24 protein-coding genes are annotated in these 26,730 nt (G+C 73.0%); 16 read left to right on the forward strand and 8 right to left on the reverse strand.

The features are described from left to right. Positions 1-259: 259 nt before the first annotated feature. From Aut01nite_RS16805 to Aut01nite_RS16815, 3 genes are all read right to left on the reverse strand, one after another. Positions 260-1,567 (reverse strand): hemolysin family protein, encoded by a 1,308-nt coding sequence (locus Aut01nite_RS16805; protein WP_043521828.1) that lies wholly within the window; start codon positions 1,565-1,567, stop codon positions 260-262. 126 nt (positions 1,568-1,693) lie between these two features. After that, a complete protein-coding gene (locus Aut01nite_RS16810) occupies positions 1,694-4,561 on the reverse strand; it encodes a PAS domain S-box protein (protein WP_052163081.1) in 2,868 nt (955 codons plus the stop codon). Positions 4,562-4,606: 45 nt separating this feature from the next. After that, complete coding sequence (locus tag Aut01nite_RS16815; RefSeq protein WP_043521656.1) at positions 4,607-5,173, reverse strand: TetR/AcrR family transcriptional regulator; 567 nt, start codon at positions 5,171-5,173, stop codon at positions 4,607-4,609. A gap of 125 nt (positions 5,174-5,298) precedes the next feature. Between Aut01nite_RS16815 and Aut01nite_RS43525 the strand changes: the two genes are divergently transcribed. From Aut01nite_RS43525 to Aut01nite_RS16840, 6 genes are all read left to right on the forward strand, one after another. Then, a complete protein-coding gene (locus Aut01nite_RS43525) occupies positions 5,299-5,679 on the forward strand; it encodes a CocE/NonD family hydrolase (RefSeq protein WP_043521655.1) in 381 nt (126 codons plus the stop codon). A 52-nt stretch (positions 5,680-5,731) separates the two neighbouring features. Continuing rightward, entirely contained in the window at positions 5,732-6,037 is a 306-nt protein-coding gene (locus Aut01nite_RS43530) for a CocE/NonD family hydrolase C-terminal non-catalytic domain-containing protein (RefSeq protein ID WP_043521654.1), read from the forward strand. Between the two features lie 140 nt (positions 6,038-6,177). After that, entirely contained in the window at positions 6,178-6,468 is a 291-nt protein-coding gene (locus tag Aut01nite_RS16825) for a hypothetical protein (protein ID WP_043521652.1), read from the forward strand. Further along, positions 6,456-8,549: a glycosyltransferase family 2 protein gene (locus Aut01nite_RS16830; RefSeq protein WP_083998431.1), complete on the forward strand. Its 2,094-nt coding sequence runs from the start codon at positions 6,456-6,458 to the stop codon at positions 8,547-8,549. The genes Aut01nite_RS16825 and Aut01nite_RS16830 overlap by 13 nt, the downstream gene beginning before the upstream one ends. Next, positions 8,546-9,946 (forward strand): glycosyltransferase, encoded by a 1,401-nt coding sequence (locus Aut01nite_RS16835; RefSeq protein WP_201775411.1) that lies wholly within the window; start codon positions 8,546-8,548, stop codon positions 9,944-9,946. The genes Aut01nite_RS16830 and Aut01nite_RS16835 overlap by 4 nt, the downstream gene beginning before the upstream one ends. After that, on the forward strand, positions 9,936-11,516 hold the full coding sequence (locus Aut01nite_RS16840) for a glycosyltransferase family protein (protein WP_152628442.1): 1,581 nt from the start codon (positions 9,936-9,938) through the stop codon (positions 11,514-11,516). Before Aut01nite_RS16835 ends, Aut01nite_RS16840 begins: the two co-directional genes overlap by 11 nt. A gap of 21 nt (positions 11,517-11,537) precedes the next feature. Here the strand turns inward: Aut01nite_RS16840 and Aut01nite_RS16845 are convergent, their stop codons facing one another. Next, the gene (locus Aut01nite_RS16845) at positions 11,538-11,867 is read right to left on the reverse strand and encodes a hypothetical protein (RefSeq protein ID WP_052163078.1); all 330 of its coding nucleotides are present in this window, start codon (positions 11,865-11,867) and stop codon (positions 11,538-11,540) included. Positions 11,868-11,886: 19 nt separating this feature from the next. Then, positions 11,887-12,828 (reverse strand): hypothetical protein, encoded by a 942-nt coding sequence (locus tag Aut01nite_RS16850; RefSeq protein ID WP_043521649.1) that lies wholly within the window; start codon positions 12,826-12,828, stop codon positions 11,887-11,889. 62 nt (positions 12,829-12,890) lie between these two features. Between Aut01nite_RS16850 and Aut01nite_RS16855 the strand changes: the two genes are divergently transcribed. The 3 genes from Aut01nite_RS16855 (at position 12,891) to Aut01nite_RS16865 (ending at position 15,771) form a co-directional block, all read left to right on the forward strand. Then, on the forward strand, positions 12,891-13,496 hold the full coding sequence (locus Aut01nite_RS16855; RefSeq protein WP_043521648.1) for a TetR family transcriptional regulator: 606 nt from the start codon (positions 12,891-12,893) through the stop codon (positions 13,494-13,496). A gap of 318 nt (positions 13,497-13,814) precedes the next feature. Beyond that, on the forward strand, positions 13,815-15,410 hold the full coding sequence (locus Aut01nite_RS16860; RefSeq protein ID WP_043521647.1) for a serine/threonine-protein kinase: 1,596 nt from the start codon (positions 13,815-13,817) through the stop codon (positions 15,408-15,410). A gap of 118 nt (positions 15,411-15,528) precedes the next feature. Next, positions 15,529-15,771: a hypothetical protein gene (locus Aut01nite_RS16865; protein WP_204037562.1), complete on the forward strand. Its 243-nt coding sequence runs from the start codon at positions 15,529-15,531 to the stop codon at positions 15,769-15,771. A 116-nt stretch (positions 15,772-15,887) separates the two neighbouring features. Here Aut01nite_RS16865 and Aut01nite_RS16870 read toward each other — a convergent pair whose 3' ends face one another. Beyond that, complete coding sequence (locus tag Aut01nite_RS16870; protein ID WP_236642467.1) at positions 15,888-17,846, reverse strand: PAS domain S-box protein; 1,959 nt, start codon at positions 17,844-17,846, stop codon at positions 15,888-15,890. Positions 17,847-17,890: 44 nt separating this feature from the next. Here Aut01nite_RS16870 and Aut01nite_RS16875 point away from each other — a divergent pair, with 44 nt between their 5' ends. The 6 genes from Aut01nite_RS16875 to Aut01nite_RS16900 all read left to right on the forward strand — a co-directional run bounded on the left by Aut01nite_RS16875 (position 17,891) and on the right by Aut01nite_RS16900 (position 23,923). Further along, positions 17,891-18,871, forward strand: coding sequence for a 3-oxoacyl-ACP synthase III family protein (locus Aut01nite_RS16875; RefSeq protein WP_043521643.1), 981 nt, complete (start codon positions 17,891-17,893; stop codon positions 18,869-18,871). After that, on the forward strand, positions 18,868-19,605 hold the full coding sequence (locus Aut01nite_RS16880) for a glycosyltransferase family 2 protein (RefSeq protein WP_201775410.1): 738 nt from the start codon (positions 18,868-18,870) through the stop codon (positions 19,603-19,605). The genes Aut01nite_RS16875 and Aut01nite_RS16880 overlap by 4 nt, the downstream gene beginning before the upstream one ends. A 17-nt stretch (positions 19,606-19,622) precedes the next feature. Next, positions 19,623-21,089 (forward strand): AMP-binding protein, encoded by a 1,467-nt coding sequence (locus tag Aut01nite_RS16885; protein ID WP_052163075.1) that lies wholly within the window; start codon positions 19,623-19,625, stop codon positions 21,087-21,089. Beyond that, entirely contained in the window at positions 21,086-21,844 is a 759-nt protein-coding gene (locus tag Aut01nite_RS16890) for a glycosyltransferase family 2 protein (protein ID WP_043521642.1), read from the forward strand. The genes Aut01nite_RS16885 and Aut01nite_RS16890 overlap by 4 nt, the downstream gene beginning before the upstream one ends. A 61-nt stretch (positions 21,845-21,905) precedes the next feature. Then, entirely contained in the window at positions 21,906-23,030 is a 1,125-nt protein-coding gene (locus tag Aut01nite_RS16895; RefSeq protein ID WP_239124604.1) for a cytochrome P450 family protein, read from the forward strand. Then, entirely contained in the window at positions 23,027-23,923 is an 897-nt protein-coding gene (locus tag Aut01nite_RS16900) for an NAD-dependent epimerase/dehydratase family protein (RefSeq protein WP_043521641.1), read from the forward strand. The genes Aut01nite_RS16895 and Aut01nite_RS16900 overlap by 4 nt, the downstream gene beginning before the upstream one ends. Here Aut01nite_RS16900 and Aut01nite_RS16905 read toward each other — a convergent pair. Then, the gene (locus Aut01nite_RS16905; protein ID WP_043521640.1) at positions 23,906-24,892 is read right to left on the reverse strand and encodes an ArsR/SmtB family transcription factor; all 987 of its coding nucleotides are present in this window, start codon (positions 24,890-24,892) and stop codon (positions 23,906-23,908) included. The genes Aut01nite_RS16900 and Aut01nite_RS16905 overlap by 18 nt on opposite strands. 81 nt (positions 24,893-24,973) lie before the next feature. Here Aut01nite_RS16905 and Aut01nite_RS16910 point away from each other — a divergent pair, with 81 nt between their 5' ends. Further along, on the forward strand, positions 24,974-25,327 hold the full coding sequence (locus tag Aut01nite_RS16910; RefSeq protein WP_043521638.1) for a YciI family protein: 354 nt from the start codon (positions 24,974-24,976) through the stop codon (positions 25,325-25,327). Positions 25,328-25,339: 12 nt separating this feature from the next. Here Aut01nite_RS16910 and Aut01nite_RS16915 read toward each other — a convergent pair whose 3' ends face one another. After that, positions 25,340-26,674: a hypothetical protein gene (locus tag Aut01nite_RS16915; protein WP_152628440.1), complete on the reverse strand. Its 1,335-nt coding sequence runs from the start codon at positions 26,672-26,674 to the stop codon at positions 25,340-25,342. Positions 26,675-26,730 lie beyond the last annotated feature (56 nt).

A 26,730-nucleotide genomic window follows, 5' to 3' on the forward strand; every position in this document is an offset into this window, starting at 1 on the left:
GAATCGCCCACGACTACCCTTCCTCGTCCACGACCTCATGCGCCTCATCGATGCATCGCGCCAGTGCTCTGCCGGGCGGGGCGGCGCGGGAGGCGCGGCGGCGACGGCCTCCGAGAGGCCGCGGGGGCGCGCCACCGCGAAGGTCAGGACCACGGCCGGCAACGACAGCGCGATGATCAGGAGCACCGGCGAAGGTCGAGGCCGGTGACGGCGGAGCGCGGCCGGACACGATGTGATCCGTGCCCGGCCGCGTCCCGGGTCAGACGGTGGCCTCGTCGTCCTCCGACGGCTCCGACGGGAGCGGGCGCAGCCGCAGCTTGGTGATCGCCCGGCCGGTGATCTCCACGACCTCGGCGGTGTGGCCGTCGATGGCGACGGTCTCGCCGGGCACGGTGGGGATGTGGCCGAGGCGGGCCAGGACCAGGCCGGCCACCGTGGTGTAGTCGCCGGCGTCCAGTTCCTCGATGTCCACGCCGATGTCGGGCAGGTCGTGGATCGGGAAGGTGCCGGGCAGCAGCATCGCCCCGTCCTCCTCCCGGATCACCGACTGCACGTCCCGGTCGGTCTCGTCGTAGATCTCCCCCACGACCTCCTCGACCAGGTCCTCCATCGTCACGATCCCGTCGATCGCGCCGCGCTCGTCGACGACCAGCGCGAACTGCTGGCGCTGCACCCGCAACTGCCGCATCGCGTCCGACACCTTCAGCGTCTCCGGCAGGAACAGCGGGGTGAACATGTGATCGCGGACCAGGCCGTCGGCGGCGATCAGGTCCCGCAGGTGCACCACCCCGAGCACGTCGTCCAGGCCCATCGGCCCGGTCACCGGCGCCCGCGAGTGCCCCGCCTTGACCAGCTTGGCCAGGGCCTCGGACGCCGGCAGGTCAGCCGGCAGGATCAGCACGTCGCGGCGCGGGACCAGGATCTCGCGCAGGATCCGGTCGGCGATGTCGAACGCGCCGCTGATGATGGTGCGCTGCTCGGCGGTGATGTCCTGCTGGGCGGCGACCATGTCGCGGATCTCCTCGGTGGACACCTCCTCCCGGCCCGCGTCCGGATCCCCACCGGTCAACCGGACCACCAGGTCGGTGGACTTGCCGAGCAGCCAGATCACCGGCCGGGACAACGTCGCCAGTATGTCCAGCGGGCGGGCCACCAGCATCGCCCAGCCCTCGGCCCGCTGCATCGCGATCCGCTTCGGGGCCAGCTCACCCACGACCAGGGTGAAGAACGTCAGCACGATGGTGACCAGGATGATCGAGACCGGTTCCGCGGCGGTGCCGAGGAAGCTCAGCGGTTCGATCAGCGGCTGTGCCAACGACACGGCCGCGGCAGCCGAGGCGAGGAAACCCGCCAGGGTGATGCCGATCTGAATGGTGGCGAGAAACCGGTTGGGGTCCCGCGCCAGCTTGGCGAGGGTCCTCCCGGTACGCGATTGCCGTTCCAGACGCTGCAACTGGCTCTCCCGCAGCGAGATGAGCGCCATCTCACTGCCTGAGAACGCCGCGTTGAGCAGCACCAGGACCACGACCAGGACGACTTGCCAGCCGTATCCGCCCACGGCGGACATCAACTCCTTCACGAAGAGACGAAGGTCCCAGGCTACCGGGAATCGTCGAGAGGATTCCCCGGCAGGCGGGCAACCATGCGGCGCAAGATCCCGGTTCGTGTCCGTCCGGAGGCCGGCGGGTGGGTTTCACCGGGCCGGAGAGTCGCCGTCGACACATCTCCCGGCGGTCTCCGCCTCGATCACGAAGACCGAACCGCCGCCGGGGTGCGGCTCGTGCCGTACCTCTCCGTGGTTGGCCCGGGCCAGGCTGCGCACGATGTAGAGGCCGAGCCCGGTGCCCCGGACCGCGCCCGCGTCGCGTTCGGCGCGGGTGAGCCGGTCGAACAACTGCGGCCGGAACTCCTCCGGCACGCCGGGCCCGCGGTCCTCGACCCGCAGCCGGACGATCGGCCCGTCCGGCTCGATCCGCAGCCCGGTCGCCCCGCCGGCGTACTTGGACGCGTTGGTGAGCAGGTTGACCAGCACCTGCTGGAGGTGCTGCGGGTTGTACAGCACCGCGGTGTCCGGGCCGCTGACCGGCACGTGCGCGTTCCCGGTGCTCTCCAGCACCTGGGTGAGGGCGGCGCGCAGCGGCACCTCGCCGCGGACCGCGTTGATGTTGCCGGCGTCGATGCTGACCATGGCGAGGACCTCGCGGACCACCTCGTCGAGGCGCTGCGCCTGGCGGCTGATCACCGAGACGGCGTACGACCCCGACGCCTCCTCACCCAGGTCGTCGGCGAGGAGGTCGGCGTAGCCGAGGATGGCCGACAGCGGGTTGCTGATCTCGTGCCCGAGCATGCCGATGATGTCGAGTTTGAGCTGGTTGGCGGTCTCCAGGGCGGTGTTGCGCTCGGCCAGGTCGGCGGCGGCCTGGTCGCGGGCCCGTTCGGCGGTGCGCCGCACCGAGATGTCGGTGGCCACGATGATCAGATGCTGGGGGCGACCCTGGGCGTCGCGGACGAGCGAGACGGTCGCCTCGGCGTCGATCCAGCGCCCGTCGGCGTGCAGCAGCCGCAGCACCTGGGTGTAGGAGGTGGCGTCGCCGGCGAACAGCGTGGCGATCTCGGTGTGCCCCACGATCAGGTCGTCGGGGTGGATCAGCTCGTGGTCGGCCACCCGCCCGACCAGGTCCTCGGAGCGGCGGCCGAGCATGGCGGCGAACGCCTTGTTCACCGCGATCAGCGAGCCGTCCAGCCCGCGGATCACCTGGCCGACGGCGGAGTGCGTGAACTGCGCCCGGAAGCGCTGCTCGTTGACGGCGAGGGCCTGTTCGGCGGCGCGGGCCGCGGTCACATCGGTGTTGATCTCCAGGACCTCGACGTCGCCGCCGGTGACGTGCGCGGGCCGGTAGACGACCTGCCGGCTGAGCACGGTGACCGCCTTTCCGGTCGAGGTGAGGTGCTGCACCTGGCCGTCCCAGTGGCCGTCACGTTCCAGGGCGGTGCGCTGCTCCTCGGCCGAGCCGCCGTCGAAGACCGTGTTGAACAGCCCGTTGGTGCGCTTGCCGCGGGCGGCGTCGGCGGACCAGCCGTACAGCCGCTGGGCGCCGTTGTTCCACCACAGGATGGTGCCGTCGAGGCGGCGCACGATCACCGCGGCGGGGATCAGCTCGAGCAGCGCGGCCTGCTGGTGCAGGCGGGCGTCGGCCGCGCGCTGGGCGGTGATGTCCTCCGCCTGCACGACGACGTACGACGCTGCGCCGTCCCCGTCCCGCACCGCGGCGACCCGCACGCTGACCCAGATGGTGTGCCCTTCCCGGTGGCGGAGCCGGCGCTCGGCCCGCAGCGCGTCCTGGCCGTTCGCGATCATCTCCTGCCACGCCACCTGGGTGACCTCGACGTCCTCCGGGTGGTAGAGGTCATGGAACGACATGGTCAGCAGTTCCGCCGTGCTGTACCCGGTGATCGCCGTCATCGCCGGGTTGGCCTGCAGGTACCGGCCGAACGAGCCGGGGTCGACGCTGGCCAGGGTGAGCCCGAGCGGGGAGTTCTCGAAGGTCAGGCGGAACCGGTTCTCGCTGGCCTCGAGGGCTTCCAGGGCGCTGGTCCGCTCGGCGAGCAGGGTGGTGTTGCGGGCGTAGTCGTCGACGTACATCAGGGTGGAGGCCAGGCTGGCGGCGAGCAGCTCCAGGTGGTGGGCGTCGACGGCGTCGAACGCGTCCGGCACGCCGCTGCCGACCTTGACCACGCCGATCATCCGGTCCCCGCTGTACAGCGGGGCGATGCACATGGACCGCAGCCCGATCCGGCGGCACGCCTCGGCGTTGACCCGGGTGTCGGTCCAGGTGTCGGCGCACCGCACCACGGACCGGCCCTCGATCGCGACGCCGCTGAGCGAGCCGGCCTGGGCCAGGCGCAGCCCGGTGTGCTCGCCGAGGATCCCGGCGCCGGAGAAGTAGGTGAGGTGGTCGCCGGCGATCAGCTCGACGACCGCGCCGGTGGCGACCGGGAAGGTGGCCATCGCCTGGTCGGCGACCACGCTCAGCGCCTTGTCCCGGTCCCGGGCGGCGGCGGTGACGGCTCGCTGGGCCTCGATGGTGGAGAGCAGCACCCGGGTCTGCCGGGCGGTCTGCTCAGCGGCGGCCCGCTGCTCGGCGGTGTCCCGGAGGAAGGCGTAGAACTGCCGCTCGCCGCCGACCCAGGAGGGCCAGATGGTGAGTTCGACCTCGACCTGGTGGCCGTCGCGGTGCAGGGCCGGCAGGGTGACCGGGCGGCCGACCACCTTCGGCTCCCCGGTGGCCAGGTAGCGGCTCATCCCGGCGTTGTGGCGCTCGCGCAGTTCGGCCGGGATCACCATCTCGGCCAGCGGCCGGCCGATGATCTCGTCGGCGGTCCAGCCGAGCAACCGGGCCGCCGACTCGTTCCAGACCAGGACCGTCCCGGCCTCGTCGATGGAGACGAGGCCGGTGGGCCCGGTGGAGATCACCTGCCGGAGGCGCTCCAGCTCCGCGTGTTCGGGCGCATCGATCGACCCCTGCACGTTCTCACCACCGTCCCGCCGCCTGTCCTGCATCACCGGGGCAATCGGCAGGCGGAGCCGGGACTTGAGTCCGCGACCTCACTCGGGGAGGAACACGCCGTCCAGCACCAGGGCGACCGAGCGGTCGGCGGCGGCCCGGGCGGCGCGCACGTCGTCGGTGGCCTCGGCGACGCTCTGGACCATCGTGAACAGCAGGGACAGATCCTCCGGGACCAGGTCGGCGCGGACGTGCCCGTGCTCCTTGGCGTGCCGCAACGGCGCGGCGAAGGCGGCGATCACCCGCCGGCGGTACCGCTCCTGGAGGCCGAGGTCGAAGCGCCTGACCAGCTTGACCAGCCCGCGCAGCTCGATCTGGGAGTGCAGCACCTCGCGCAGCAGGGCCCGGAACCCGCCCGGGTGCCCGGAGTGGGCCGCCACCCGGGCCTCCAGGAGCTCCAGCTGGTAGCCGAGCACGGCGGTGGTGAGAGCCTGCCGGTCCGGGAAGTGCCGGTAGAGAGTGGCCTGACCGACGCCGGCGCGGCGGGCGATCTCCGGCATCAGGGCGACCTGCTCGTCCTCGGAGAGGACCTCGCCGGCGGCCTCGAGGATGGCCGCACGGTTGCGCTGGGCATCTCGGCGACGCGCTGTCGGGGTTCCGTAGAGCACTGCATCCCCCCTTGCTACCGACGAGTCACGTTACTCGCTGGTAACGAGAATGTCACCATCTTCAAATTCTCGGAACCGATTCCTACGCTGCCGCCACGCTCGCCCGCGTCCATCGAGGAGTGTTGATGGCGTTTCGCCGTCTGCTCAGCCTGTTCGCCGCCTTCGCCCTGGTGGCGACCACCCTCACGACCACGTCACCGACCCAGGCCGCGCCCGCCACCACCGGGTTCAGGGCCGTCGACATCACCGGCGACAACGGCGTCGTCCTCAAGGCCAACGTGATCGCCCCGGCGGCGAACGGCCGGCACCCGGCCGTGATCCTGCCGTCCAGCTGGGGACTCAACGACCTGGAGTACCTGGCCCAGGCGAAGACCCTGGCCGGGCGCGGGTACGTCGTCGTCTCGTACACGCCGCGCGGCTGGTGGCTGTCCGGCGGCGAGATCGACACGGCCGGGCCGAAGGACATGGCGGACCTGTCCCGGGTGGTCGACTGGACGTCTACCTGAAGCCGCCGGCGTCTGGGCGGCCGGCCGGCCCTCGTCGGCGCAGCGCCGCGGTGTGCCGAAACTGCACCTGGAGCTCTCCGGCACCGCCGCCACCGGCACCGTGGTCGCGTACCTCTACGACCTCGACGCGATCGGCAACGCCAAACTGATCACGCACGCCCCGGCGTCCCGGCTCCACGGCTCCCCCGGCGCCCGCACCGTCGACCTGAGGCTGCCGGCGACCGCCTACGACCTGCCGGCCGGGCACTCGCTGACGCTGGTGGTGGACACCGTGGACCCGCTCTACTACGACGAGAACAGATCCGGCGAATCCATCACCATCGGCGGCGGATCCTACCTGGACCTGCCGATTCGCTGACCATTCAGAAATGGATCACCGGGATTGCCGGTGATCCATTTCTTTTTGCCGGACCCGGAAACGAAACGGAATCACAAGCGTCACTGCGGTTTGAGGCTCAGGCCCCGGCGCCGCAATGATCGCCCCATAGATTCACGTCTGTGAGAGCGCTCCTGGCCGCGATCATCGCCGCGATGCTGGTGACGATCTCCCCGGCCACCCCGGTGTCAGCGGCCCACCCGATCTCCAGCGCCACCGCGCACCGGGGATCCGCCCTGCTCGGCGGCGTCCCGGTCGCCGACGGCCGGTCCGACCACGGCCCCACCACGTTCACCGCCGACATCGAGGTCGCCGCGGGGGAACACACCGTCGTCGTCGAGTACTGCCAGGCCGGCGGTGGAGCAGTCGCGAGGTTCACAACCGAGAGGGAGTCCCGGTCATGGTGGACGTAGCCCCAGCCCGGCTGAAAGCGCCGCCCGCGGTCAGTGTGGTGGTGCCGACCCGCAACGAGGCGGACAACGTACGGCCCCTGGTCGAGCAGTTACGCGACGTGCTCGGCGGCACCCCCAGCGAGATCGTCTTCGTCGACGACAGCGACGACCACACCCCGCGGACGATCACCGCGATGTCCGAGCAGGACCCGGACGGCGTACGCCTGCTGCATCGGGCCCGGGGTGAACGGACCGGCGGCCTCGGCGGCGCGGTGACCGCCGGCCTGGCGACGGCGCGGGCGCCGTGGGTCGTGGTGATGGACGGCGACCTGCAGCATCCACCGGCGACCGTGCCCGAACTGCTCGCCGCCGGGCAGGTCGACCGGGCCGACGCGGTGGTGGCCAGCCGCTACCGCACCCGGGGGCGGGCGACCGGGCTGAGCGGCGTCTTCCGCCGGGTCGTCTCACGCGCCTCCGGCACGCTCGCCCGGATCTTCTTTCCGGTCCGCCTACGGTCGGTGACCGATCCGATGAGCGGATTCTTCGCGGTACGCCGGGACGCGCTCGACACCACCGCGCTGCGCCCGAACGGCTACAAGATCCTGCTGGAGGTGGTGGTACGCGGCCGCCTGTCCCGGGTCACCGAGGTCCCGTACACCTTCCAGCCGCGGCAGGCCGGGGAGAGCAAGGCATCGTTGCGTGAGGGTGTGCGCTATCTGCGCCATCTCACGCTGCTGCGACTGGCCGCCACCCGGCATCCCGCGACGCCGCCGGGCCGGATCGCCGGTTTCGCCCTGGCCGGGGCGGCCGGCACCGCGGTGAACTCGGCCGCGCTGTGGGCGCTCGGCGAGGTCGCCGGGCTGCCGTACCTGCCGGCCGCGTTCCTGGCCGTCCAAGTCGCGATCGTGTGGAACTTCGCCGTCATCGACAACCTGGTGATGCCGCCCGGCGAACACGCCCGCAGCCGCCGGTTCGGCCGGTTCCTGCTGCTCAACAACAGCCTCACCCCGGTACATCTGGGTCTGCTGTACGGGCTGGTCCAGATCGGCGGCATGCACTACCTGACCGCGAACGTGCCGACCATCGTCGTGGTGTTCGCGGTGCGCTACGCGGTGACCAGCCGGTGGGTCTACGGGACCCCGGCGAGCGGCACGTTCGGCACGATCCGCCGGGCGGTGCGGACCCGGCTGGCGCTGGCCGCGCTGCTCACGGCGCTGGCCTTCCCCGCGGTGGTCGCGGCCGGCTGGAACGGCCTGTGGGACCGGGGTCCCGCGGTGCCGCTGCTGATCCCGGTCGCGGCTGCCGCGGCCCTCGTCGCGGGCCGGATCCGGCCCGCCCGCACCGACCCGGACGTGCACGACCGGCAGGTGGACGGGCTGCTCGCCGCCGGTTTCCTGACCGCCGCCGGCACCCTGCTGCTGCTCATGCCGGACCCGGCCTGGCTGGTTCCGGCCGCGCTCGCCTTCCTGGCCGGGGCGGCGATCCTGCTGGCCGGCACCCGGACGGTGGCCCGGCTGCGGTGGGCGCTGCTGCTGCCCCTGATGACGGTCGCCGGCATCACCCCGGCGGTCCGGAACGTGGTCGACGACGGGCTGCGCACGGCGGTGACGCTGCTGGGCCGCCCCGCCGGTCCGCGCAGCGCCGACGCCGGCCTGGTCACCGCCCATCACGGCGCCGACCTGCTGCTGCCCGCGCACCAACTGCCGGGCCCGGCGCTGGCCGGTGGCGTCGCGTGCCTGGCGATCAGCGCGCTCGTGCTCTTCGGGCCGACGATGCGGGCGCTCGCCCGGACGGCCGTCGCCGCGGTGACGCTCGCCGCGGTGACCGTCGGCGCGGTGCTGCTGGTGCTGCTGGCCGGCCGGCTCCTCGGCCCGGAGGCGTTCCAGGTCGCCCGGCTGCCGGTCTTCATGGACCTGCTGCTCGCCCTGGTCGTGGTGCTGTTCGTGGCCCGCTGGTCGCCCGCGCCGGAACCGGCCGGGCCGGTCCGCCCGCATCTGCCGCGCGGCCGGTTCGCCCTGGTCGCCCTGGTGGCGCTGGCGATCGTGTTCGGTCTCCAGACGCTGCCGCAGGTCGAGTGGCTCGCTGCTGGGAGCGTCCGGTGAACCGGTTCTCCGCCCGTACCGTGCTGTCCCGGGCGCAGCGGACCGGCCTGATGGTCGCGCTGGTCCTGATCGGGATCGGGGCGATCCTGCGGCCGATGACCGTCCTGCAGACGGTCGTCGCGATCGTGACCGTGGCCTACGGCGCCGCGATCGTGTTCCGGGTGCTGCTCGTCTGGGCCGGCGCCCGCGGCGAGCATCTGATCAAGGTGAGTGACGCCGACGCCCGTGCGGTTCCCGATGCGGACCTGCCGGTGTACACGGTGCTGGTTCCGGCGTACCGCGAACCGGGTGTGATCGGTCTTCTGATGTCGCACCTCGGCGCCCTCGACTACCCGAAGGACAGACTCGAGGTGTTCCTGCTGCTGGAGGAGGACGACCGGGAGACGATCGAGGCGGCGTCCGCGGTCGCGAGCGAACCGCACGTGCGGATCCTGGTGGTGCCCGAGTCGCAGCCGAAGACCAAGCCGAAAGCCTGCAACGTCGGCCTCGAACAGGCCACCGGCGAGTTCGTGACGATCTACGACGCCGAGGACGTGCCGGACCCGCTGCAACTGCGCCGGGCCGTGGTGGCGCTCCGCCGGCTCGGGGCGTCGTACGTGTGCCTGCAAGCCGAACTCGGCTACTTCAACGTCGACCAGAACCGGATCACCAAGTGGTTCGCGCTGGAGTACGCCACCTGGTTCCGGTCGCTGCTGCCCGGGCTGGTCGCGCTGCGGATGCCGATTCCGCTCGGCGGCACCAGCAACCATTTCCGGGCCCGGGAGCTGCGCGAACTCGGGGCATGGGATCCGTACAACGTGACCGAGGACGCCGACCTCGGCATCCGGCTGGCCCGGTCCGGGCACCGCGTCGGCGTGTTGCAGTCGGTCACCCTGGAGGAGGCGAACTCCGACTTCATCAACTGGATCAAGCAGCGCAGCCGCTGGTACAAGGGCTACCTGATGACCTGGCTGGTGCACCTGCGCTCGCCCCGGGCCACGATCCGGCAACTCGGCTGGCGCGGCATCCTCTGCCTCAACCTGTTCGTCGGCGGCACCCCGCTCGCGGCGCTGCTCAACGCCGTCCTGTGGGCGACCACGATCCTCTGGTTCCTGGACCGGCCACCGATCATGGAGGAGATCTTCGTGCCGCCCTTCTACTACCTGGGCGTCATCTGCCTGGTCTTCGGCAACGCCACGGTGATCTATCTGAACGTGCTGTCGGCCCGCACCATGGACCGGCCCGACCTGCTCGGCACGGCCCTGCTGTCCCCCGGGTACTGGGCGATGATGAGCCTCGCCGGCGCCAAGGCCGCCTGGCAGCTGATCTTCAACCCGTCCTACTGGGAGAAGACGACACACGGGCTGCACCTCCCGCCTTCGTCGCCGTCGTCGAAGGAGGCCGCTGATGTCGGTTGACGTGCGCGCCCGTACCACCGCGGCAGTCGAGAAGCAGTGGATCGCCTATGCGGTCGTCTATCTGGGCACGGCCCTCTGGTTCTGGCACAGCGGTCTGGTGCCGGGCGACTCGATGAGCCGCGCCGCCAACGCGTACTACACGCTCTTCAGCCGGGATCCGCACCTCGCCGCGATCGGCTTCGTCTGGAACCCGCTGCCGTCGCTGATCCTGCTGCCGTTCCTGCCGCTGCGCGGAATCGTCCCGGCGCTCACCCAGCAGGGCCTGCTGGTGGTGCTGATGTCGGCGGCACTGATGACGGCGACCGTCGCGGTGCTGCACGACGTGCTGCGGCGCATCGAGGTGCCGCGGACCGCCCGGCTCGTGCTGACCGGGGCGTTCGCGCTGCACCCGATGATCGTCGTCTACTCCGGCAACGGCATGAGCGAGGCCTGCTTCCTGCTCTGCCTGATGCTGGCGGTGCGGTCACTGCTGATCTGGATCAGCGAGGGACGCGCCGAGACACTGGTCCCGGCCGGGCTCGCGGTCGGCCTCGCCTACGGCGCGAGATATGAGGCGCTCGCGCCGGTCGCCGCGGTGCCGGTTCTCGTCTTCCTGACGACCTTTCGGCGTACGCCCGGACCACGGTCCCGCAGACTCGCCCTGGCCCGCGTGGACGCCGTGATCACCGCCCTGCCCGGCGTGCTCGCCGTGGCGCTGTGGGCGCTGGCCGGCAAGCTGATCGTCGGCCAGTGGTTCGCCACGTTCTCCTCCCGGTACGGCAACGCGGCCCAGGTGTCCGCCAACGCCGGCGACATCTCCTTGGTGACCGGCGACGACCTGGCCACCCGCGCCGGGTACGGGCTCCAGCAGATGCTCGGACTGTCCCCGATGTTCGCCGTGCTGCTCGCCGCCGCCCTGGTCCTGGCCTGGCACCGCCGGGATCCGCGGGTGCTGGCGGCGGTCACGGTGCTCGGGTCGGTGCTGGCGTTCGACGTGCTGGCGTTCCTGTCCGGCACCTCGTTCGGCTGGCTCCGCTTCCACATCACGGTCATCCCGCTGACCGTCCTGCTGGCCGGCCATGTGATCACCGCGGTCCGTCCACCGGTCGCCGCCGCGGCGCGCACCGGAACGGCCGTCGCCGCACTCGCCCTCACCCTGGTGGCCATTCCCTCCACCCTGATCACACTGAACCGGCCGGATCTGGCCCGCGAGGAGTCGGAATGGCTCACCGCGGACGGCGCGGCCCGTACCCGCGATCTCACCCGGGTCAACCGTCAGGTGGCCGCCGACCTGGACGCCCTGAATCTCCCCGAGGGCGCCGTGCTGACCGACGCCGCCTACGCGTTCCGCATCGTCCTGGCCAGCGACCGTCCGAAGCAGTTCGTCATCACCCCGGACCGGGACTTCCCCGCCGCCCTCGCCGACCCCACCGGTAACGGTGTCCGATATCTACTGCTGTCCGCCCGCGGCGCCGCCGACGCCGTCCGCATCGGCCGGTTCGGCCCGGACCCCGCCACGGTTCCCACCGGCGGCGCCCGTACCTGGAGCGACACCGCCGGCAATCTCCAGTGGACGCTCGTGCCGCTGTGATCGGCGGGATCGTGGGACGCCTCAGTGCAAGGCGTCCCACGACCCCAGCGAGAGGCACGGGACCAGCGTGGCCGCCACACAGACACTCCAGTACCGCAGCCGCGGCACCATCGTCCGGCGGCTCCGGACGAACCAGTTGACGAACAGCCAGATCCCGCCGAACCCGAAGACGAACGGCCCGGCGATCATCGCCCAGCCGAGCGGCTCCTCGTTCACCGACGGCTCCATCAGCCCCTGCCAGAACTCCGTGGGCGACCAGCTCGCCCACCCGTACCAGAGCAGGAAGAGCGGCACGATCGCCGGAACCCCCAGCACCAGGTTGACCACGACGGGCAGGATCAGCTTCCGCACCCCCGCATGATCCAATACGTCAGCAAGCGGCCCCGAACTCGCGGACCAGGTCCCGGTAGACGCCGAACGCCGGTTTGGGCCGGTAGTCCGAGGTCATCAGCCCGAACCGGAACATCGCGTCGTCCACGGCGCTGTCCGCGTCGCGCAGCGCGAAATGCTGGTAGACGCCGATGTTCAGTTCGGCGGCACAGGCGGCCACGGTCCGCACCACGGTTTCCAGGACCTCGGCCTGCCGCGAGAGCGGCCTGCCCGGACCGGTCGGCCAGCCGTGCTCGGTGACGTGCATCGGCACCGTCGGCGGGATGCCGGCCGCGGCCATGCTGCCCTCCCGGAACAACCGCAGCACCCCGGCGGTCGTCTCCCCGAGCTTCCGGGCCGGAATCGGCGCGAAGACGTCCGGGAAGAAGTCCACCCCCGCGTAGTCGACGACGTCACCGATCTCCTTCAGGCTGCTCCAGTGCGCCTGCTCCGGATCGAACCGCAGGGTGGAGTTGCAGCCGACGAGGCTGTCCAAGCCGAGGCGGGCCAGCTCGTGCTTCGCCGCGTGCACGCCCTCGATCAGGGCCCGCCGCACCGCCGGGAACTCCCCGTCGCCGCCGGGACCCGCGTTCTCCGGTTCCTCGGTGATCTGGATCGTGGCGAGACGGTCCCCGTGCTCCCGGATCTGCCGGCGGATGAAGCCGAGCCAGCCGGTCAGGTCCTCCCCCGGCTCCCGGAAGCAGAGGACCAGGTCGAGGCGGCGGGCGCCGGTCGCGTATCGCCAGGGCTCGGGTGGCGCCTGCGGCGTGCCGGGCGCCGCGTCGCTGTAGTGCAGATAGCCGCGGACCAGGAACGGCAGCGTGCCGTGCAGTTCGTCGAGGGCGGCGGTGATGCGCCGGGGATCCTCAGCGGGACCGGGGGTGACGTCGCCGTCCGCGGTGGCGGCGAGGCCACCCGCGTAGACACCGAAGGTGAGAGGCATGCCCCGACCGTACCCATAATTTTGGTGTCACACCAAGTTTGATGTCACGCTAGTATTCCGTCGTGGGTCTTCGCGACGAGAAGAAGCAGGCGACACGCGCCGCCATCGCCGACGCCGCACTGCGCCTGTTCCTGGAGAAGGGCTTCGACCGCGTCACGGTCGCCGAGGTGGCCCGCGCCGCCCACGTGTCGGTGAACACGGCGTTCAACTACTTCCCCACCAAGGAGGACCTGCTCTTCGATCGCCAGGACGAGGTGGTCCAGCGCCTGAGTCACGCCGTCCGCGACCGGCGCCCTGGCGAGTCACCGGCCGCCGCCGCACACCGCGCCTTCCTCGACCGTCTCGACCGCGACGATCCCACCCTCGGCCTGACCCCGGACGCCGTTCGTTTCTGGCGCCTGATCGACGGCAGCCCCGCCCTGCAGGCCCGCACCCGCCTGCTGCACGAGATGACCGAGACCGCGCTGGCCGCGGCCCTCGCGGAGTCGTTCGATCCCACCACCGCCCGGCTGACCGCGGCACTGCTCACCGCCGCCGACCGGGCCCTGCACACCGAGATCCGTCACCGCGTCACCCGGGGCGACCCGCCCACCGCCGTCCGCACCGCGATCACCACCGTCGCCGCCCGTCTCTTCACCGTCCTGGACGACACCACCCGAGGCTGCTGACCGGCGCGCCCGTGCCGCCCTCGCGATCGACGTCGCGGATCGCCGAGCGCCCGCCCGGGACGGGCATGCGGGACACCGCGGACATCGACCGTCGCATTCGATTGATGGCGATCGCCCGCTTCGCCCCATCCTCCGGGATGCGCGCAAACGGCGTCCGGGCCCGCGGCGTGGCAACTGCCCGACAGCGTACGCACTGGTCACAGTGGATAATCAGACGACTCCCGAGAGTCACGTCACAGGTCATCGAGTGGCCCTGCCCGGGTACCGTCGATTGTGCATCTGGCCTGCGTAAACAACCTTTGAACCAGAGGTGACGGCATGGCAGCGGTGGGAGAGGTCGTCGCCGGGCGATACCGTCTGGTCCGCCCGCTCGCCTCCGGCAGCATGAGCCGGATCTGGCTCGCTGCCGACGAGACGGTGAGCCGGGCCGGCACGACGTATGGTCCCGGTGGCCCCGGCCCCCGCGAGGCCCGCCCACACCTGGTCGTCCTCAAACACTGCGCCGTCCCCCGCGGCCTGCCACCCGACCAGCACCAGGCGATCCGCCGGTGGGCGCTGCCGGAGGCGCGGGCCGCCGCCGCGGTCCGCCACCCGCACGTGATCCACACCTTGGACGTGATGCCCTCCTGGGACGGCCCCTGGCTCGTCATGGAGTACCTGCCGTCCCGCACCCTGCACCAGGTGATCAGCGAGTCCGGCCCGCTCACCCCGGCCCGCGCCGCCGCGATCGGCCTGGCCGTGCTGTCCGGTCTGGACGCCGCCGCCGACATGGGCGTGCTGCACCTCGACGTGAAACCCGGCAACGTGCTGATCGCCGCCGACGGCCGGGCCGTGCTCACCGACTTCGGTCCCGTCGTCACCCCGGCCGGCGTGAAAGCGCTCGCCGACAGTGGGATCGTCCTCGGCTCGCCGAAATACATCGCCCCCGAGCGGATCCACGACCGGGCCTCCGACCGGCGCTCCGATCTGTGGTCGCTCGGTGCCACGCTCTACCACGCGGTCGAGGGCCACCCGCCGTTCCAGCGCGCCAGCACCACCGAGCTGCTCAGCGCGCTCGCCGACCCGCATCCGGCGCCACCGCGCCGGGCCGGCCCGCTCACCCCGGTGCTGACCGGGCTGTTGCGCCGCGACCCGGCCGACCGGCTCACCGCCGCCGAGGTGGAGCGGCTGCTGCGCGGCATCGTCGACGCCGGGCGGCGCAGACCCCGGACGGCGCGGCGCCGTCGCATCCCGGTGATCGCCGCGGCGATCGCGGTCGCCGCCACCCTCACGGCGGTCGCGGCCACGGCCGAGGGCCGGACCCGTTCCGGTTCGGGCGCCGCCCCCGCCGTCTCCGCCCCGGCGGCCACACCCGCCTCGCGGCCGCCCACCGCCCCGGCCGGCACACCCACTTCCCGGCCGCCCACCGCCCCGGCCGGCACACCCACCTCCCGGCCGCCCACCGCCCCGGCGGCCGCACCCGGCTCCCGGCCGTCCACCGCCTCGCCACCCGACGGTTACACCTGGTGGTCTGATCCGGGCGGTTACCGGGTCGCGGTCCCGTCCGGCTGGCGGCGCGGCGAACCGGCCGCCGGCGGGCTCACCTTCACCGGCAAGCGGGGCCGGGCGGCGCTCGGGATCACCCCGCTCGCCGAGCCGCCGTCCGACTTGTTCGCCACCCTGACCGCCGCCGAGGAGGCCGCCGACCTGGACTCCTACAAGCGGGTCCGCATCCAGATCCTGCCGGAGCCCTCGTCCGCCGTCTGGGAGTACACGTTCTCCGACACCGACGGCACCGCCATGCACGCCCTGCAACGAGTGACCCGGGCGGGCGGGCGCGCCTATGTCCTGGAGTGGCGCGCCACCCGCGCGGCCTGGACGTCCGAACTGTCCCGATTCACCGTCGTCCTCGCCTCCTTCGGTCCCCGCGCCTGACGGTTCGCCCGTTCCCCGCGAACGCGCGAGGAGCCGACGAATGCGCAGAGGCGGGGAAGGCGCGACGAGGCGACGAACAGCGGAGAGGCGGCAAGACGGCAAGGCGGCAGGGCGACGAATGCGCGAAGAGCCCGCAGATAGCGGGGAGGCCGCAGATAGCGGCGAGGCGGCAAATGGCGGCAAGGCGACGAATGGCGGCAAGGCGACGAATGGCGGCAAGGCGACGAATGGCGGCAAGGCGACGAATGGCGGCAAGGCGACGAATGCGCGAAGACGTGACGAACGCACGGAGAGGGACGCCGGTTCGATCCCGAACGCACGACGTCTCCGCCACGGCAGGTCGACCTCGGGCTGGTTCTGACGGTTGTCTCTGCGTCGCAGAGACAACCGTCAGAACCAGCCGGGGTTGACCGGGACCAACGGCCACACCCGTGCGGGGCGTTGCGGTCCGGTGTATCGCCCGCGTCGCTGAGGGAGTCACGGGACGGGTTCGGGTTCGGCGGGGGCGGGGTGGCCCGTACCGATGACGGGTTTGATGATCTCGGCGAGGCGGTGGAGCAGGTCGTGGGCGGTGAAGGGTTTCTCGATCAGGGCGATGTCGCCGTCCAGGACGTGGGTGGTGCCGAGCAGGCCGTTGCTGTAACCGGACATGTAGAGGACCGGCAGCGTGGGGACGGTCTCGTGGATCAGGTCGGCGAGGCGGCGGCCGGACATCTCCGGCATGATCACGTCGGTCAGCAGGGCGTCGCAGCCGTGCTGCTGGAAGAGGGTGAGTGCCTGCGGGCCGCCGGTGGCGGTGAGCACGGTGTAACCGGCGCCGGCCAGGATGCGGGTGACGACACGGGCGAGGGCGGGCTCGTCCTCGACGACCAGGACGGTACGGCCGCCGCCGGCCGGTGGCGCCGCGGAGCGCGGGCCGGGGACCGTCGCCGCGCCGGGTGCGGTGACCAGCGGCAGGTAGACGCGGAACGTGGTGCCGACGCCCGGTTCGGAGTAGACGTTGAGGCTGCCGCCGGCCTCGGCGACGATGCCGTACACGGTGGACAGTCCCAGGCCGGTGCCCTTGCCGCGCGGTTTCGTGGTGTAGAACGGCTCGAAGATGTGCGCGGCCACCTCGGCGCTCATGCCCTCGCCGGTGTCGCTGACCAGCAGGCGGGCATAGGTTCCGGCGGGCAGCGGCGGTTGCATGTCGATCTCGCCGCCGTCCAGACCGGCCACGTCGGTCTCGAGGACGAGGGTGCCGCCGTCCGGCATCGCGTCCCGCGCGTTGATCGCCAGGTTGAGCAGCACCTGCTGGATCTGGCCGGGGTCGGCGTGCACCACGACGGGTTCGGCGGACGGGACCGTGATCAGGGTGATGTGCTCGCCGATGGTGCGGCCGAGCATGCCGCCGACCTCGGCGAGGCTCGCGTTCAGGTCGACGTCCTGCGGCTGGATGGTGTCGCCGCGGGTGAACGTCAGCAACTGCCGGGTCAGGTGGACCGCCCGGTCGGCGGCGGTGCGCACGTGGGTGAGGTCGCCGGTCAGGGATTCGTTGCCGGCCGCCTCCTCCAGGGCGAAGTCGGTGTAGTTCGCGATGATCGCCAGGATGTTGTTGAAGTCGTGCGCCACCCCACCGGCCAGTTTGCCCAGACTCTCCATCCGCTGCGCCTGATGGGTGCGTTCCTCGACGGCCCGCTGCCGTGCGGCCGCCTCCTTGATCGCGGTGATGTCCCGGGCCACCACGGAGACCCCGGTGGGCCGCCCGGACCGGTCCCGGATCGCCGCGACGCTGAGCGACGTCTCGACCGGGCGGCCGTCCTTGCAGAAACGCCTCGTCTCGTACGAGACCCCGCGCTCTCCCGCCCGGATCCGCCGGATCACCTCCTGCTGCTCGGCGGCTCCCGGGTCGTCGGCCAGCACCGACGCCGACGATCCGATGATCTCCGCGGCGGTGTACCCGAAGAGCCGTTCGGCGCCGCCGTTCCAGGCGGTGATCGTGCCGTCCAGGGTGATCCCGACGATCGCGTCGTCGGTGTGCTCGACCACCGCCTCCAGGGTGGCCCGGTGCACGTCGGCCTCGTCGAGCAGCTTCTGCCGGCCCGGGTCGGAGTAGATGGCGCCGGTCTCGACGAGCGCCCGCCGCCGGCTGATCCAGTAGTACAGGCCGGCCGCTCCGGTGACCACGTTCCACCAGGCCAGCACCCATACCCAGACCAGGGTGACGGAGTGTTCGGCCCGGTCCAGGTTGGCGAACGCGAGCCAGGCGTGCAGGCCGTGCCCGACCGCCGAGGTCAGGAAGATCAGGGCGGTGGCGACCGCCAGCCGGTTGCTGCGCAGCTGGCCCGCGCGGGCGACCGGCACCGCGATGGCCACCGTGATCGCCGCATAAGTGATCATGGTGCCCAGGTTCCCCAGCAGGAAGAGCTGTTCCGGCACGGTCGTCCTATCGGACACTGGACCGTCAGGCTGAGGAACCCGGATGCGTCATTGGGGGGAATGTGCGGGCCGGAATCACCGGGGTGGGCTCCTATCTGCCGGACCGTGAGGTCACCACGGCCGAGCTGCAGAACGGCATCGGCCGTCTGCCGCGCGGGCTGCTGGCCCGGCTGACCGGCATCGAGCGGCGGCGCATCGCCGCCGACCACGAGTACGCCTCGACGCTCGGCCTGCACGCCGCCCGCGCCGCCCTCACCTCGGCCGGCCTCGACCCGCTCGACATCGACCTGCTGCTGTTCGCCTCGGCCAGCCGGGACATGGTGGAACCGGCGACCGCGCACATCCTCCAGGCCGCCCTGGGCAGCCGGGCGCACGCGCTCGACGTCACGAACGCCTGCAACAGCTTCGTCAACGGCATCGACCTGGCTCGGTCGATGATCCTGGCCGGCCGCGCGCGGCGGGCCCTGGTGGTCACCGGGGAGACGCCGAGCCGGGTGATGCGGCCGCGGGTCGCCGACATGGCGGAGGCCCGGCGGGCGTTCGCGGGGTACACGTTCGGTGACGCGGGGGCGGCCGTGGTGGTCGAGCCGGTGACGCGGGGCGGCATCCTGGACGTCGACACCGAGACGCACTCGTCGCACTGGGAGGTCGGCGGGATCCCGGGCGGCGGGTCGCGGCACCCGCGCGGGGACGAGCACACCTATTTCACCGGGGACGGTCATCGGCTGCGCGGGGTCTTCGAGAAGATCGGGGCGAGCATCCTGGACCGGGTGGAGGCGCGGACCGGACTGTCCGTCGACTCCTACGACCGGATCCTGGTCCACCAGGTGACGATGCCGTACCTGGAGCGGTTCATCGAGGTCACCGGCGTCCCGCGGGACCGGCTGGAGATCACCGTGACGTCCCTGGGGAACATGGCGAGCGCCACGCTCGGCGTCCAACTTGACGGGATATTTCCGGATTTGTCGGTTGGGGATCGGGTGCTCTTCCTGGGACTCGGCGGTGGGGTCAGCATCATGACGATGGTGTGGGAGCGCTCGTGACGGCCCTGTGGGTCGTCGTGCCGGCCTACAACGAGGCGGCCCGGATCAGTGCCACCCTCTACGCGCTCGGCGACCAGACCGACACCGATCTCACCCTGCTCGTGGTCGACAACGGCTCGACCGACACCACGGTCGAGGCGGTCCAGGCGTTCGCGGGCTGCGCGCCGTTCCCGGTGCACGTGATCGTCGAGCCGGAGAAGGGGGTGGGCTGCGCGGTCGACACCGGGTTCCGGCACGCCATCGCGGCGGGGGCGACGATAATCGCCCGTACCGACGCGGACTGCATCCCCCGGCCCGGCTGGGTGGCGGCGGCCCGGGCCGCCCTCGGTGACGGCGCGGGCATGGTGTGCGGGCGGATCACCGCCCGGCGTGACGAGCACGGTCCGGTGGGACGGGCGGTGTTCGCGGTGCTGGTGGGCTTGGCGGCGGTGTTCGGGCGGCTGCGGCCGGCGCACCGCGGGAGCGGGAACCTGGCGCCCTACCGGATGCACGCGGGCAACAACATGGCGATCACCGCCGCGTTGTACGAGGCCAGCGGCGGGATGCCCCGGCGGCCGTCACCGACCGATCGGCTGTTTCTCAATCGGGTACGCCGGACCACCTCATCGATCGTCGGCAGCCGGTCGATGGTGGTGGAGAACTCGACCCGGCGGCTGCGCGCGTACGGGGTGCTGCGGACCGCCCGCTGGTACCTGGACCGCGGCAGCGGAACCCTGCCCCCCGACCCCCGCTGAGACCTTCGAGGAGTGCAGTGCTGGACGAGCTGAGCACGGGTCTGACGCCCGGCGACGACAGGCCCGCCCTGATCCGCGGCCGGCGCACGGTCACCCGCGGCGATCTGGCCGCCCTCCGGGACCGGTACGCGATCGCCCTGCACGCTCGTGGCCTGCGCCCCGGCGACACGCTCGGCCTGGCGATCCGCCCCGGGCAGCGGGCGCTGGCCATGGTCCTGGCGGCCTACCGGCTCGGTGTCCGGGTCGCCCTGCTCGATCCGGCCGCCGGGCCCGACGTGCTCACCGCCCGGCTGTCGGTGGCCCGCCCGGCGCTGATCGTCGCCGACGCGGCCGCGCAGGCGGTGGCCGGCTGGGCCGCTCCCCTGGCCCGTCGCGCCGGCCTGGCCCTGCCCGACCTGTCCGCGCTCGGCCCGGCCGTCACGGTGGGCCCGCGCCTGCCCGGCAACGCCCCGGCCCTGCCGCTGCCCGGCGGTCCGGTGCCGCCCGCTTTCGACGGCGACGGCGACGCGGTCGTCATCTTCACGTCCGGCACCACCAGCAGCCCGCGGGCCGTCGTGCACACCCGCGCGGGTCTCGGCGCCGGGCTGCGGGCGGTGGCCGGCCTGGTCCAGCCGCGTCCCGGCGTACCGGTCCTGGGTGGGACCTTCTTCGTCATGGTCCCGTCGCTGGCCGCCGGGGCTCCGGTCGCCGCGCCCGCCCGGCGGCCCGGCACACTCGCCCGCCAGATCAGCGCGCTGCGCCCGCAGGCCACCTATCTGACCCCGCCGCAGATCAGAGCCGCTCTCGACGCGCGGGTCCCGTTCACCGGCCGGGTCTACAGTGGCTCCGCGCCGGTCTCCGCGCACCTGCTGGACCGGGTGCGGGCCGCCGGCGCCGACGAGGCGTGGGGGGTCTACGCGCTCACCGAGGTGTTCCCGGCCGCCGCCGTCGAGTCCCGCGACAAGGCGGCGTTCACCGGCGACGGCGACCTGGCCGGCCAGTTGCTGCCGGGTGTCCGCGCCACCCTCGACGAGCGGGGTCAGCTGCTGCTCGCTGGTTCCGGTGTCTGCGATCGCTATCTCGGCTCGGCGCCGCACGAATGGGTCGCCACCGGCGACATGGCCACCCTCGACGGCCGCCGGGTGGTCCTCGCCGGGCGGTGCAAGGACATGATCCTGCGCAAGGCCGAGAACATCTATCCCGGCCTGTACGAGCCCGCTCTGCACGTGCCCGGCGTAGCGGTCGCCGTACTGGTCGGTGTCCCCGCCGGCGACGGCGACGAACAGGTGGTCGCCCTGATCGAGACGGCGCCCGGCGCCGACCGGGCCACGGTCGAGGCCGCCCTGCGCGAACCGTTGCACCGGATGGGTTCGGCCCGCCCCGACCGCGTGATGTTCGCCCCGGTCCCGCTGTCCGGCCGCTCCCGCAAACCCGACCGGCTCGCGGCGGCGTCGATCGCTGCCACCATCCCCCGCCAGCGCAGACCTTTCGGGGTACGCCCGTGACGGGACTCGCCGTGGTGGTGCCCGCCTACAACGAGGCCGCGTCGATCGGGACGACGCTGCGGGCGCTGGCGGCGCAGACGGATCTCGACTTCCGGCTGATCGTGGTGGACAACGCGTCCACTGACGACACCGCCGCGGTGGTACGCCGGTTCGCCGGCACGGCGCCGTTCCCGGTGGAGGTCGTGACCGAGACCGAACCCGGGGCCGGGACGGCTGCCGACACCGGGTTCCGGCACGCCATCGCGACCGGGGCCACGTTCCTGGCCAGGACGGACGCCGACTGCCTGCCGGCGCCGGACTGGGTGGCGACGCTCCGGGCGTACCTCGGCGACGGGGTCGAGATGGTCTGCGGCCGCAGTGTGCCGCGCCGTGACGAGCGGCCCTCGTGGGCGGAGCGGAACGTCTTCCCGGCGGCCGTCCGGACGGCCGCGCTCTACGGGCGGTACCGGCGGGCGCACCGCGGGCCGGAGTTCCGCAGTCCGTTCGTGCTGGTCCACGGGCACAATGTGGCGGTGACCGGCGATCTGTACCTGCGCTGCGGCGGCACCGCCCGGGAGGCTCTGGAGGACGGTTCGGAGGACGTGACCATGCTGAACCGAGCGCGCCGCGTGACCTCCCGCATCGTGCGCGCCGAGGACGTCGTCGTCGAGGCGAGCCTGCGCCGGCTGCGCGCGTGGGGCGCCCGCCGGACGCTGCTCTGGTACTGGGACCGGCGCTGGCGACCGCCCGCCTCCCCGCAGGTCCACGTCCGCTGACCGGTCCGGCGTGGCGGCACCCGGCGCGGGGTCCGGGCGGGGAGGGTGCGAGAGTTCGCCGGTGATCACGCGGGATGGGGTGGCGAGGATGTCGCAGGGACGGGCGCGGCGCCGGGACCGGCAGGTCTACCTGCGCAGTCATCCGGTGCTGTTCGCTCTGCTCGCCGCCACCCGCCGTCGCCCGGCCGTCCGGATCGGTGGCACCGTGATCGCGCATTCGCGGGACGCGTACCTGGACGGGCTCACCCGGGTTCCGCTGGACCGGACCGCCGAGGGGACCACCGGCGCCGCGGCCGGGCGTCTCGCCGGTGGCGGTCTGCTCTTCGACCAGGACGGCGACGATCATCGGGGAACCCGCCGGCATCTCGCCGAGTCACTGGGAGCCGACGGCGTTCAGCGGTTGCGCCCGGTGTGGCGGGAGGTTCTCGACCGGCGTCTGGCCCCGCTCGCCGGCGGCCGTCCGGTCGACCTGGTCGACGTGGCCGCGGAGCTGTCCGGCGCCACCGCCGCCGCGCTCCTCGGCGTCGGCGCCGATCCCCGCGAGCTCGCCGCCGCGACCCGCGCCGCCGCCGCTGCCGGGGCCCGGGAGCATCTGCCCGGGCCGCCGTTCCCGGGCCGCCGGCGCGCCGCCCGCCGCGCCGCCGACCACCTGAACCGCCTGCTGTCCCCCGCCGATGAACGTGCGAACGGGAACGGGCTGGCGGCGATGGTGGCGGTGGCCGCCGTCAACACGACCGTGGCGGGTCTGCCGCGGGCCGCAGCCTGGTGCGCCGACGCCGGCCTGTGGGGCTGGGCCGGGACCGACCCCGATGCGCTGGCCGGCGAGATGCTCCGCGTGACCGCTCCGACGCCGCTTCTCCCCCGGGTCGCCGCCGCCGCGGGAACCGTCGCCGGGTGTCCGGTACGCGCTGGCGACCGGCTGATTCTGATCACCCGCCACGCCGTCGGCGCCCACCGCCGGGACCCGTCCCCGACGGACCCGGTCGAGCCCCGGACCGCCCAGCTCGTCTTCGGCGCCGGCCCGCACGCCTGCCCCGGCGCCCGCCTGGCCCGCCTCCAGCTGGCCGACGCGCTGGCGGCCCTCGCCCCGTACCGGCCGGTGGTCCGCAGGGCCCGCCCCGACCGCCACAGCGCCCTGCCCGGCTGGCGGACGCTCATCGTGTCCGCCAACCGGGGAGATTCATGACGCGGCGACCGATGCGGGTCGCGGTGAGCGGGGCCAGCGGGTTCTGTGGCGGGGTGGTGGCGCGGGCGGCCGCCGGCGCCGGGATGGAGGTCGTCTGTCTCGGGCGGCGCCCCGGCCCGGTCGGCGAGCACCGGTTCTGGGACGCCACCCGTACCCCGCCCGATCTGAGCGGAACCGACGCCGTGCTGCATCTCGCGGCCGCCGTCGGTGACCCGCCGCCCGGCCGCGCGACGGAGGCCGCCTTCCGGGCGGTGAACGTGGACGGCGCCGCCCGCCTGTTGGAGGCTGCCGGGGACCGGCCGGTCGTGTGGGTGAGCAGCGCGAGCGTCTACGCCCCGGCCGGTCCGGAAATGATCAGGGAGGACCATCCCCTGGGTGGACTGACCGCCTACGGCCGGACGAAAGCGGCCGGGGAACGGCTCGCACTCGCCGCGGAGGCCGTGGTGCTGCGGCCGCGTGCCGTGTACGGGCCGGGTGATCCGCATCTGCTGCCCCGGCTGCGGCGGGTGGTGCGCGGCGGCCGGGCGCTGCTGCCCGGGCCGGACGTGGCGCTCAGCCTGACCGCGGTGGAGAACCTCGCGGACGCCTGCCTGGCGGCAGTGCGGTGGCCGTCCGGTGCGTACAACATCGCGGACACCTCCGCCTATCGGCGGGACGAGGTGGTGGCCGCGGTCTGCGGCGTGCCGGTCGCCCATGTGCCGGTCGCGCTGGCCCGCGCGGCCGCCGCGGTGGTCACGGCGGCAGCGCGGCTGACCGGCCGTCCGCCAGCCCTTTCCCGGTACGCCGTGGAGCAGCTCACCGCCACCGTGGTCCTGGACACCGCCCGGGCCCGCGCCCAGGGCTGGGTCCCGCGCCGGAGCCTCGCGGACTTCCTGTCAGAGTCCGCCCGCTAAAGCCTCCCCCAACGGGGTACGGGTGTGCAGCACCCGCGGCCCGGCCCGGCGGCTGTCCACCAGCCCGGCGTCCCGCAGCACGGTGAGATGGTGCGAGGCGGTCGACGCCGCCAGCCCGGTCAGCCGCGCGCATTCGTTCGTCGACAGCGGCTGCTGCAGTTCCACGACGAGACGGGCACGGGCCGCGCCGAGCAGCGCGGTGAGCGCGCCGAGCGCATCGGAGCCCGGGTGGTGCCAGGTCTCGGAGATCCCGTGCGCCGGATAGAAGACGGTCGGCAGGGTGGGCGGCTCGTCCAGCACCGAGCAGCGGCGGGTGGACATCACCGAGGGGACCAGCAGGAGGCCGTTGCCGCCACAGTCGACAGTCGCCTCGTACTGCGGCATCCGCACCCGCACCGCGTCGTCGTGCCACGTCACGCTCGAGTGCAGGGTGGCGACCATGTCGGCGACGCCGTGGTCGCCGCTGCGCCGCGCCCGCACCGCGATGTCGGCGCGCAGCAGGCGCAGGATCTGCGGCCACACCGGCGCCAGCAGCATGTCCCACACCTGCTGCCAGGCCGCCACGATGGTGGCCCGGGCCCGGGCCGGATCCGCGATCAGCTCCCGGATCTCCTGCTGCCGGGCGCCGCTGGACCGGATCGCCATCTTGCCGAGGTCGTACCGCAACTGGTCGTCGGTGATCCGGCGCAGCCGGTCCAGCTCCTCCTCGGGGGTCATGTCGCCGGACGGGCTGGCGGTGAGGAAGTCCGGCATGTAGCCGTCGACGCCGCTGATCACCGCCATCAGGCGGAAACCCTCCCCGCCGGGCCGATCCGGCAGGGAGCGGAACCATCCCCAGTGCAGGGGCGCGACCTGCGGACGGAGCAGCACACGCACCGCGTGCACCAGCTCGAACCCCGGTGAGATGCCGAACCGGATAGCCGAGATGTCGGTCGATCCCAGCCGAAACTCCACGACCTTTCGATCCACATCGAAATCGTAGTCTGGACGGCACACCGGCGCGGATGGTGAGATCGCACCGCCTCACCACGACAGAACGGGGAACACACCATGGCCCAGTACTTCCTGGCCGTTCCGCACGACACCGCCGAGGAGCCGACGATGGCGTCGATGGATCCGGCCGAGCTGGAGGTGGCGATCGCGCAGGTCGGCCGGTTCAACACCGCGTTGCAGGAGGCCGGCGCCTTCGTGCACGCGGGCGGGCTCCACCCGCCGTCGACCGCGATCACCGTCGACGCCACCGGCTCCGAGCCGAAGCACACCGCCGGGCCGTTCACCGAGGCCCGCGAGTACGTCGGCGGCTTCTGGATCATCGAGGTCGCGGACGAGGCCGAAGCCCTCCGCTGGGCCGAGCAGGCGTCCGCGGCGGCCCAGACCCGCATCGAGGTCCGGGCCCTGCAGTAGGGACTGACGCGGCTACTTACGGGTCGGGCGGCGGCGGGTCAGGACCAGGGAGATCAGGCCGGCCATCACCAGGCCCGCCCCGGCGAAGCCGACGACTGTCGCGTCCGAGCCGGTCAGGGCGAGATCACCGCCGCCCGTACCACCCGAAGGGCCGGCGGGAAGAGCGACCGCGGGCGGATCGGCGGGGGCGGGCGAATCTGCTGTCGCCGTCACCGCCGGAGGTGCGGCGGCCGGCTGCTCAGCGGCCGGAACCGCGGCGGCCGGGACGGCGTCACGACGGCCGACCGGGGACGGGACCGGCCGGCCCTGGCCCGGGCCCGGCTTGCCGGCCGCGACCCGCGCCGGAGCGCACGCCGCCACCGACAGATGACCGAGCGCCACGTCGAGCAGGTGCGCCCTGCCGACCTTGACCTCGAGCCGCAGCGTCGCCGCCTCCGCCCGCACCTGGCGGGCCCGGTACGACTGGCGGACCTCACCGAGCGACACCCGCACCTCGAGCGCCGCCGGACTGTACCGCTCGACGCCGCCGAGCAGGCCGAGCGAGACCGCCGCGCCGGAGTCCTTGAGCACGTGCGCGGGCTTGCCGGCCGCCGACACCCGCAGCACCGCCGGCCGGTAGGTGACGGCCGAGGTGGCCCGGTCCCCGCCGGCGACGGCCTCCAGTGTCGGCTGGGTGATCACCTTGACCGAGATCTCCTGCGGGGTGCCGGCGAAGAGGCTGAGGTCACCGACCGCGACACCGGCCGACGACCGTACGCCGACGCTCCCGTCCGGCAGCCGGACGAGGTCGGCGGCGCTCTGCGCCGAGCCGGTCGGGCCGATCCGGAGCAGGCTGGTTCGCCGGTCGCCGGCCAGCATCGCCGGGCCGGTACCGCTGCCGTCCAGCACGGACAGTCCGCCCAGCATGGTCGCCGCCCTGGTCAGCGGCCCGGTTCCGCCGCATCGGTACCTCTCGTCCCAGGTCGCGTGGGCCGTCGACTTCCCCAGGCTCGCCGTCGCCAGCCCGGCGGCCTGGAACGTCGTCAGGTCCACCTCGGACGGTGTGCCCGGGCCGGGCGCCGCGTGCCGGGCGCCGGCCCCGTCCGCGGGCAGCCCCAGCACCGTGGCGTCGGCGTGCCGGCCGGCGGCGACGCTCCGGTACGGCCGGCCGGCGCTGTCCACGTCACCCTTCGCCGAGCCGAGCCGGACGTCGGCGAGCGCGGGCAGGCCCCGGGCGAGCGGGCCCGGGTCGAGCACCGTGATCTTGGCGAGGTCGGCCTGGGCGCGGGCGGTGAAGTCACCGGCGCAGTCCCGGCCGGCGACCGGGGCCGCGCTGGTGGGCGTCGCGGGGACGGCGAGCGCTGCCACGACTCCGAGGATGAGGCCGTGGCGCGACGATGCGATCGGCATGAGGTCCCTTCCGG

This window comes from Actinoplanes utahensis, assembly GCF_016862455.1.
Classification (GTDB): domain Bacteria; phylum Actinomycetota; class Actinomycetes; order Mycobacteriales; family Micromonosporaceae; genus Actinoplanes; species Actinoplanes utahensis.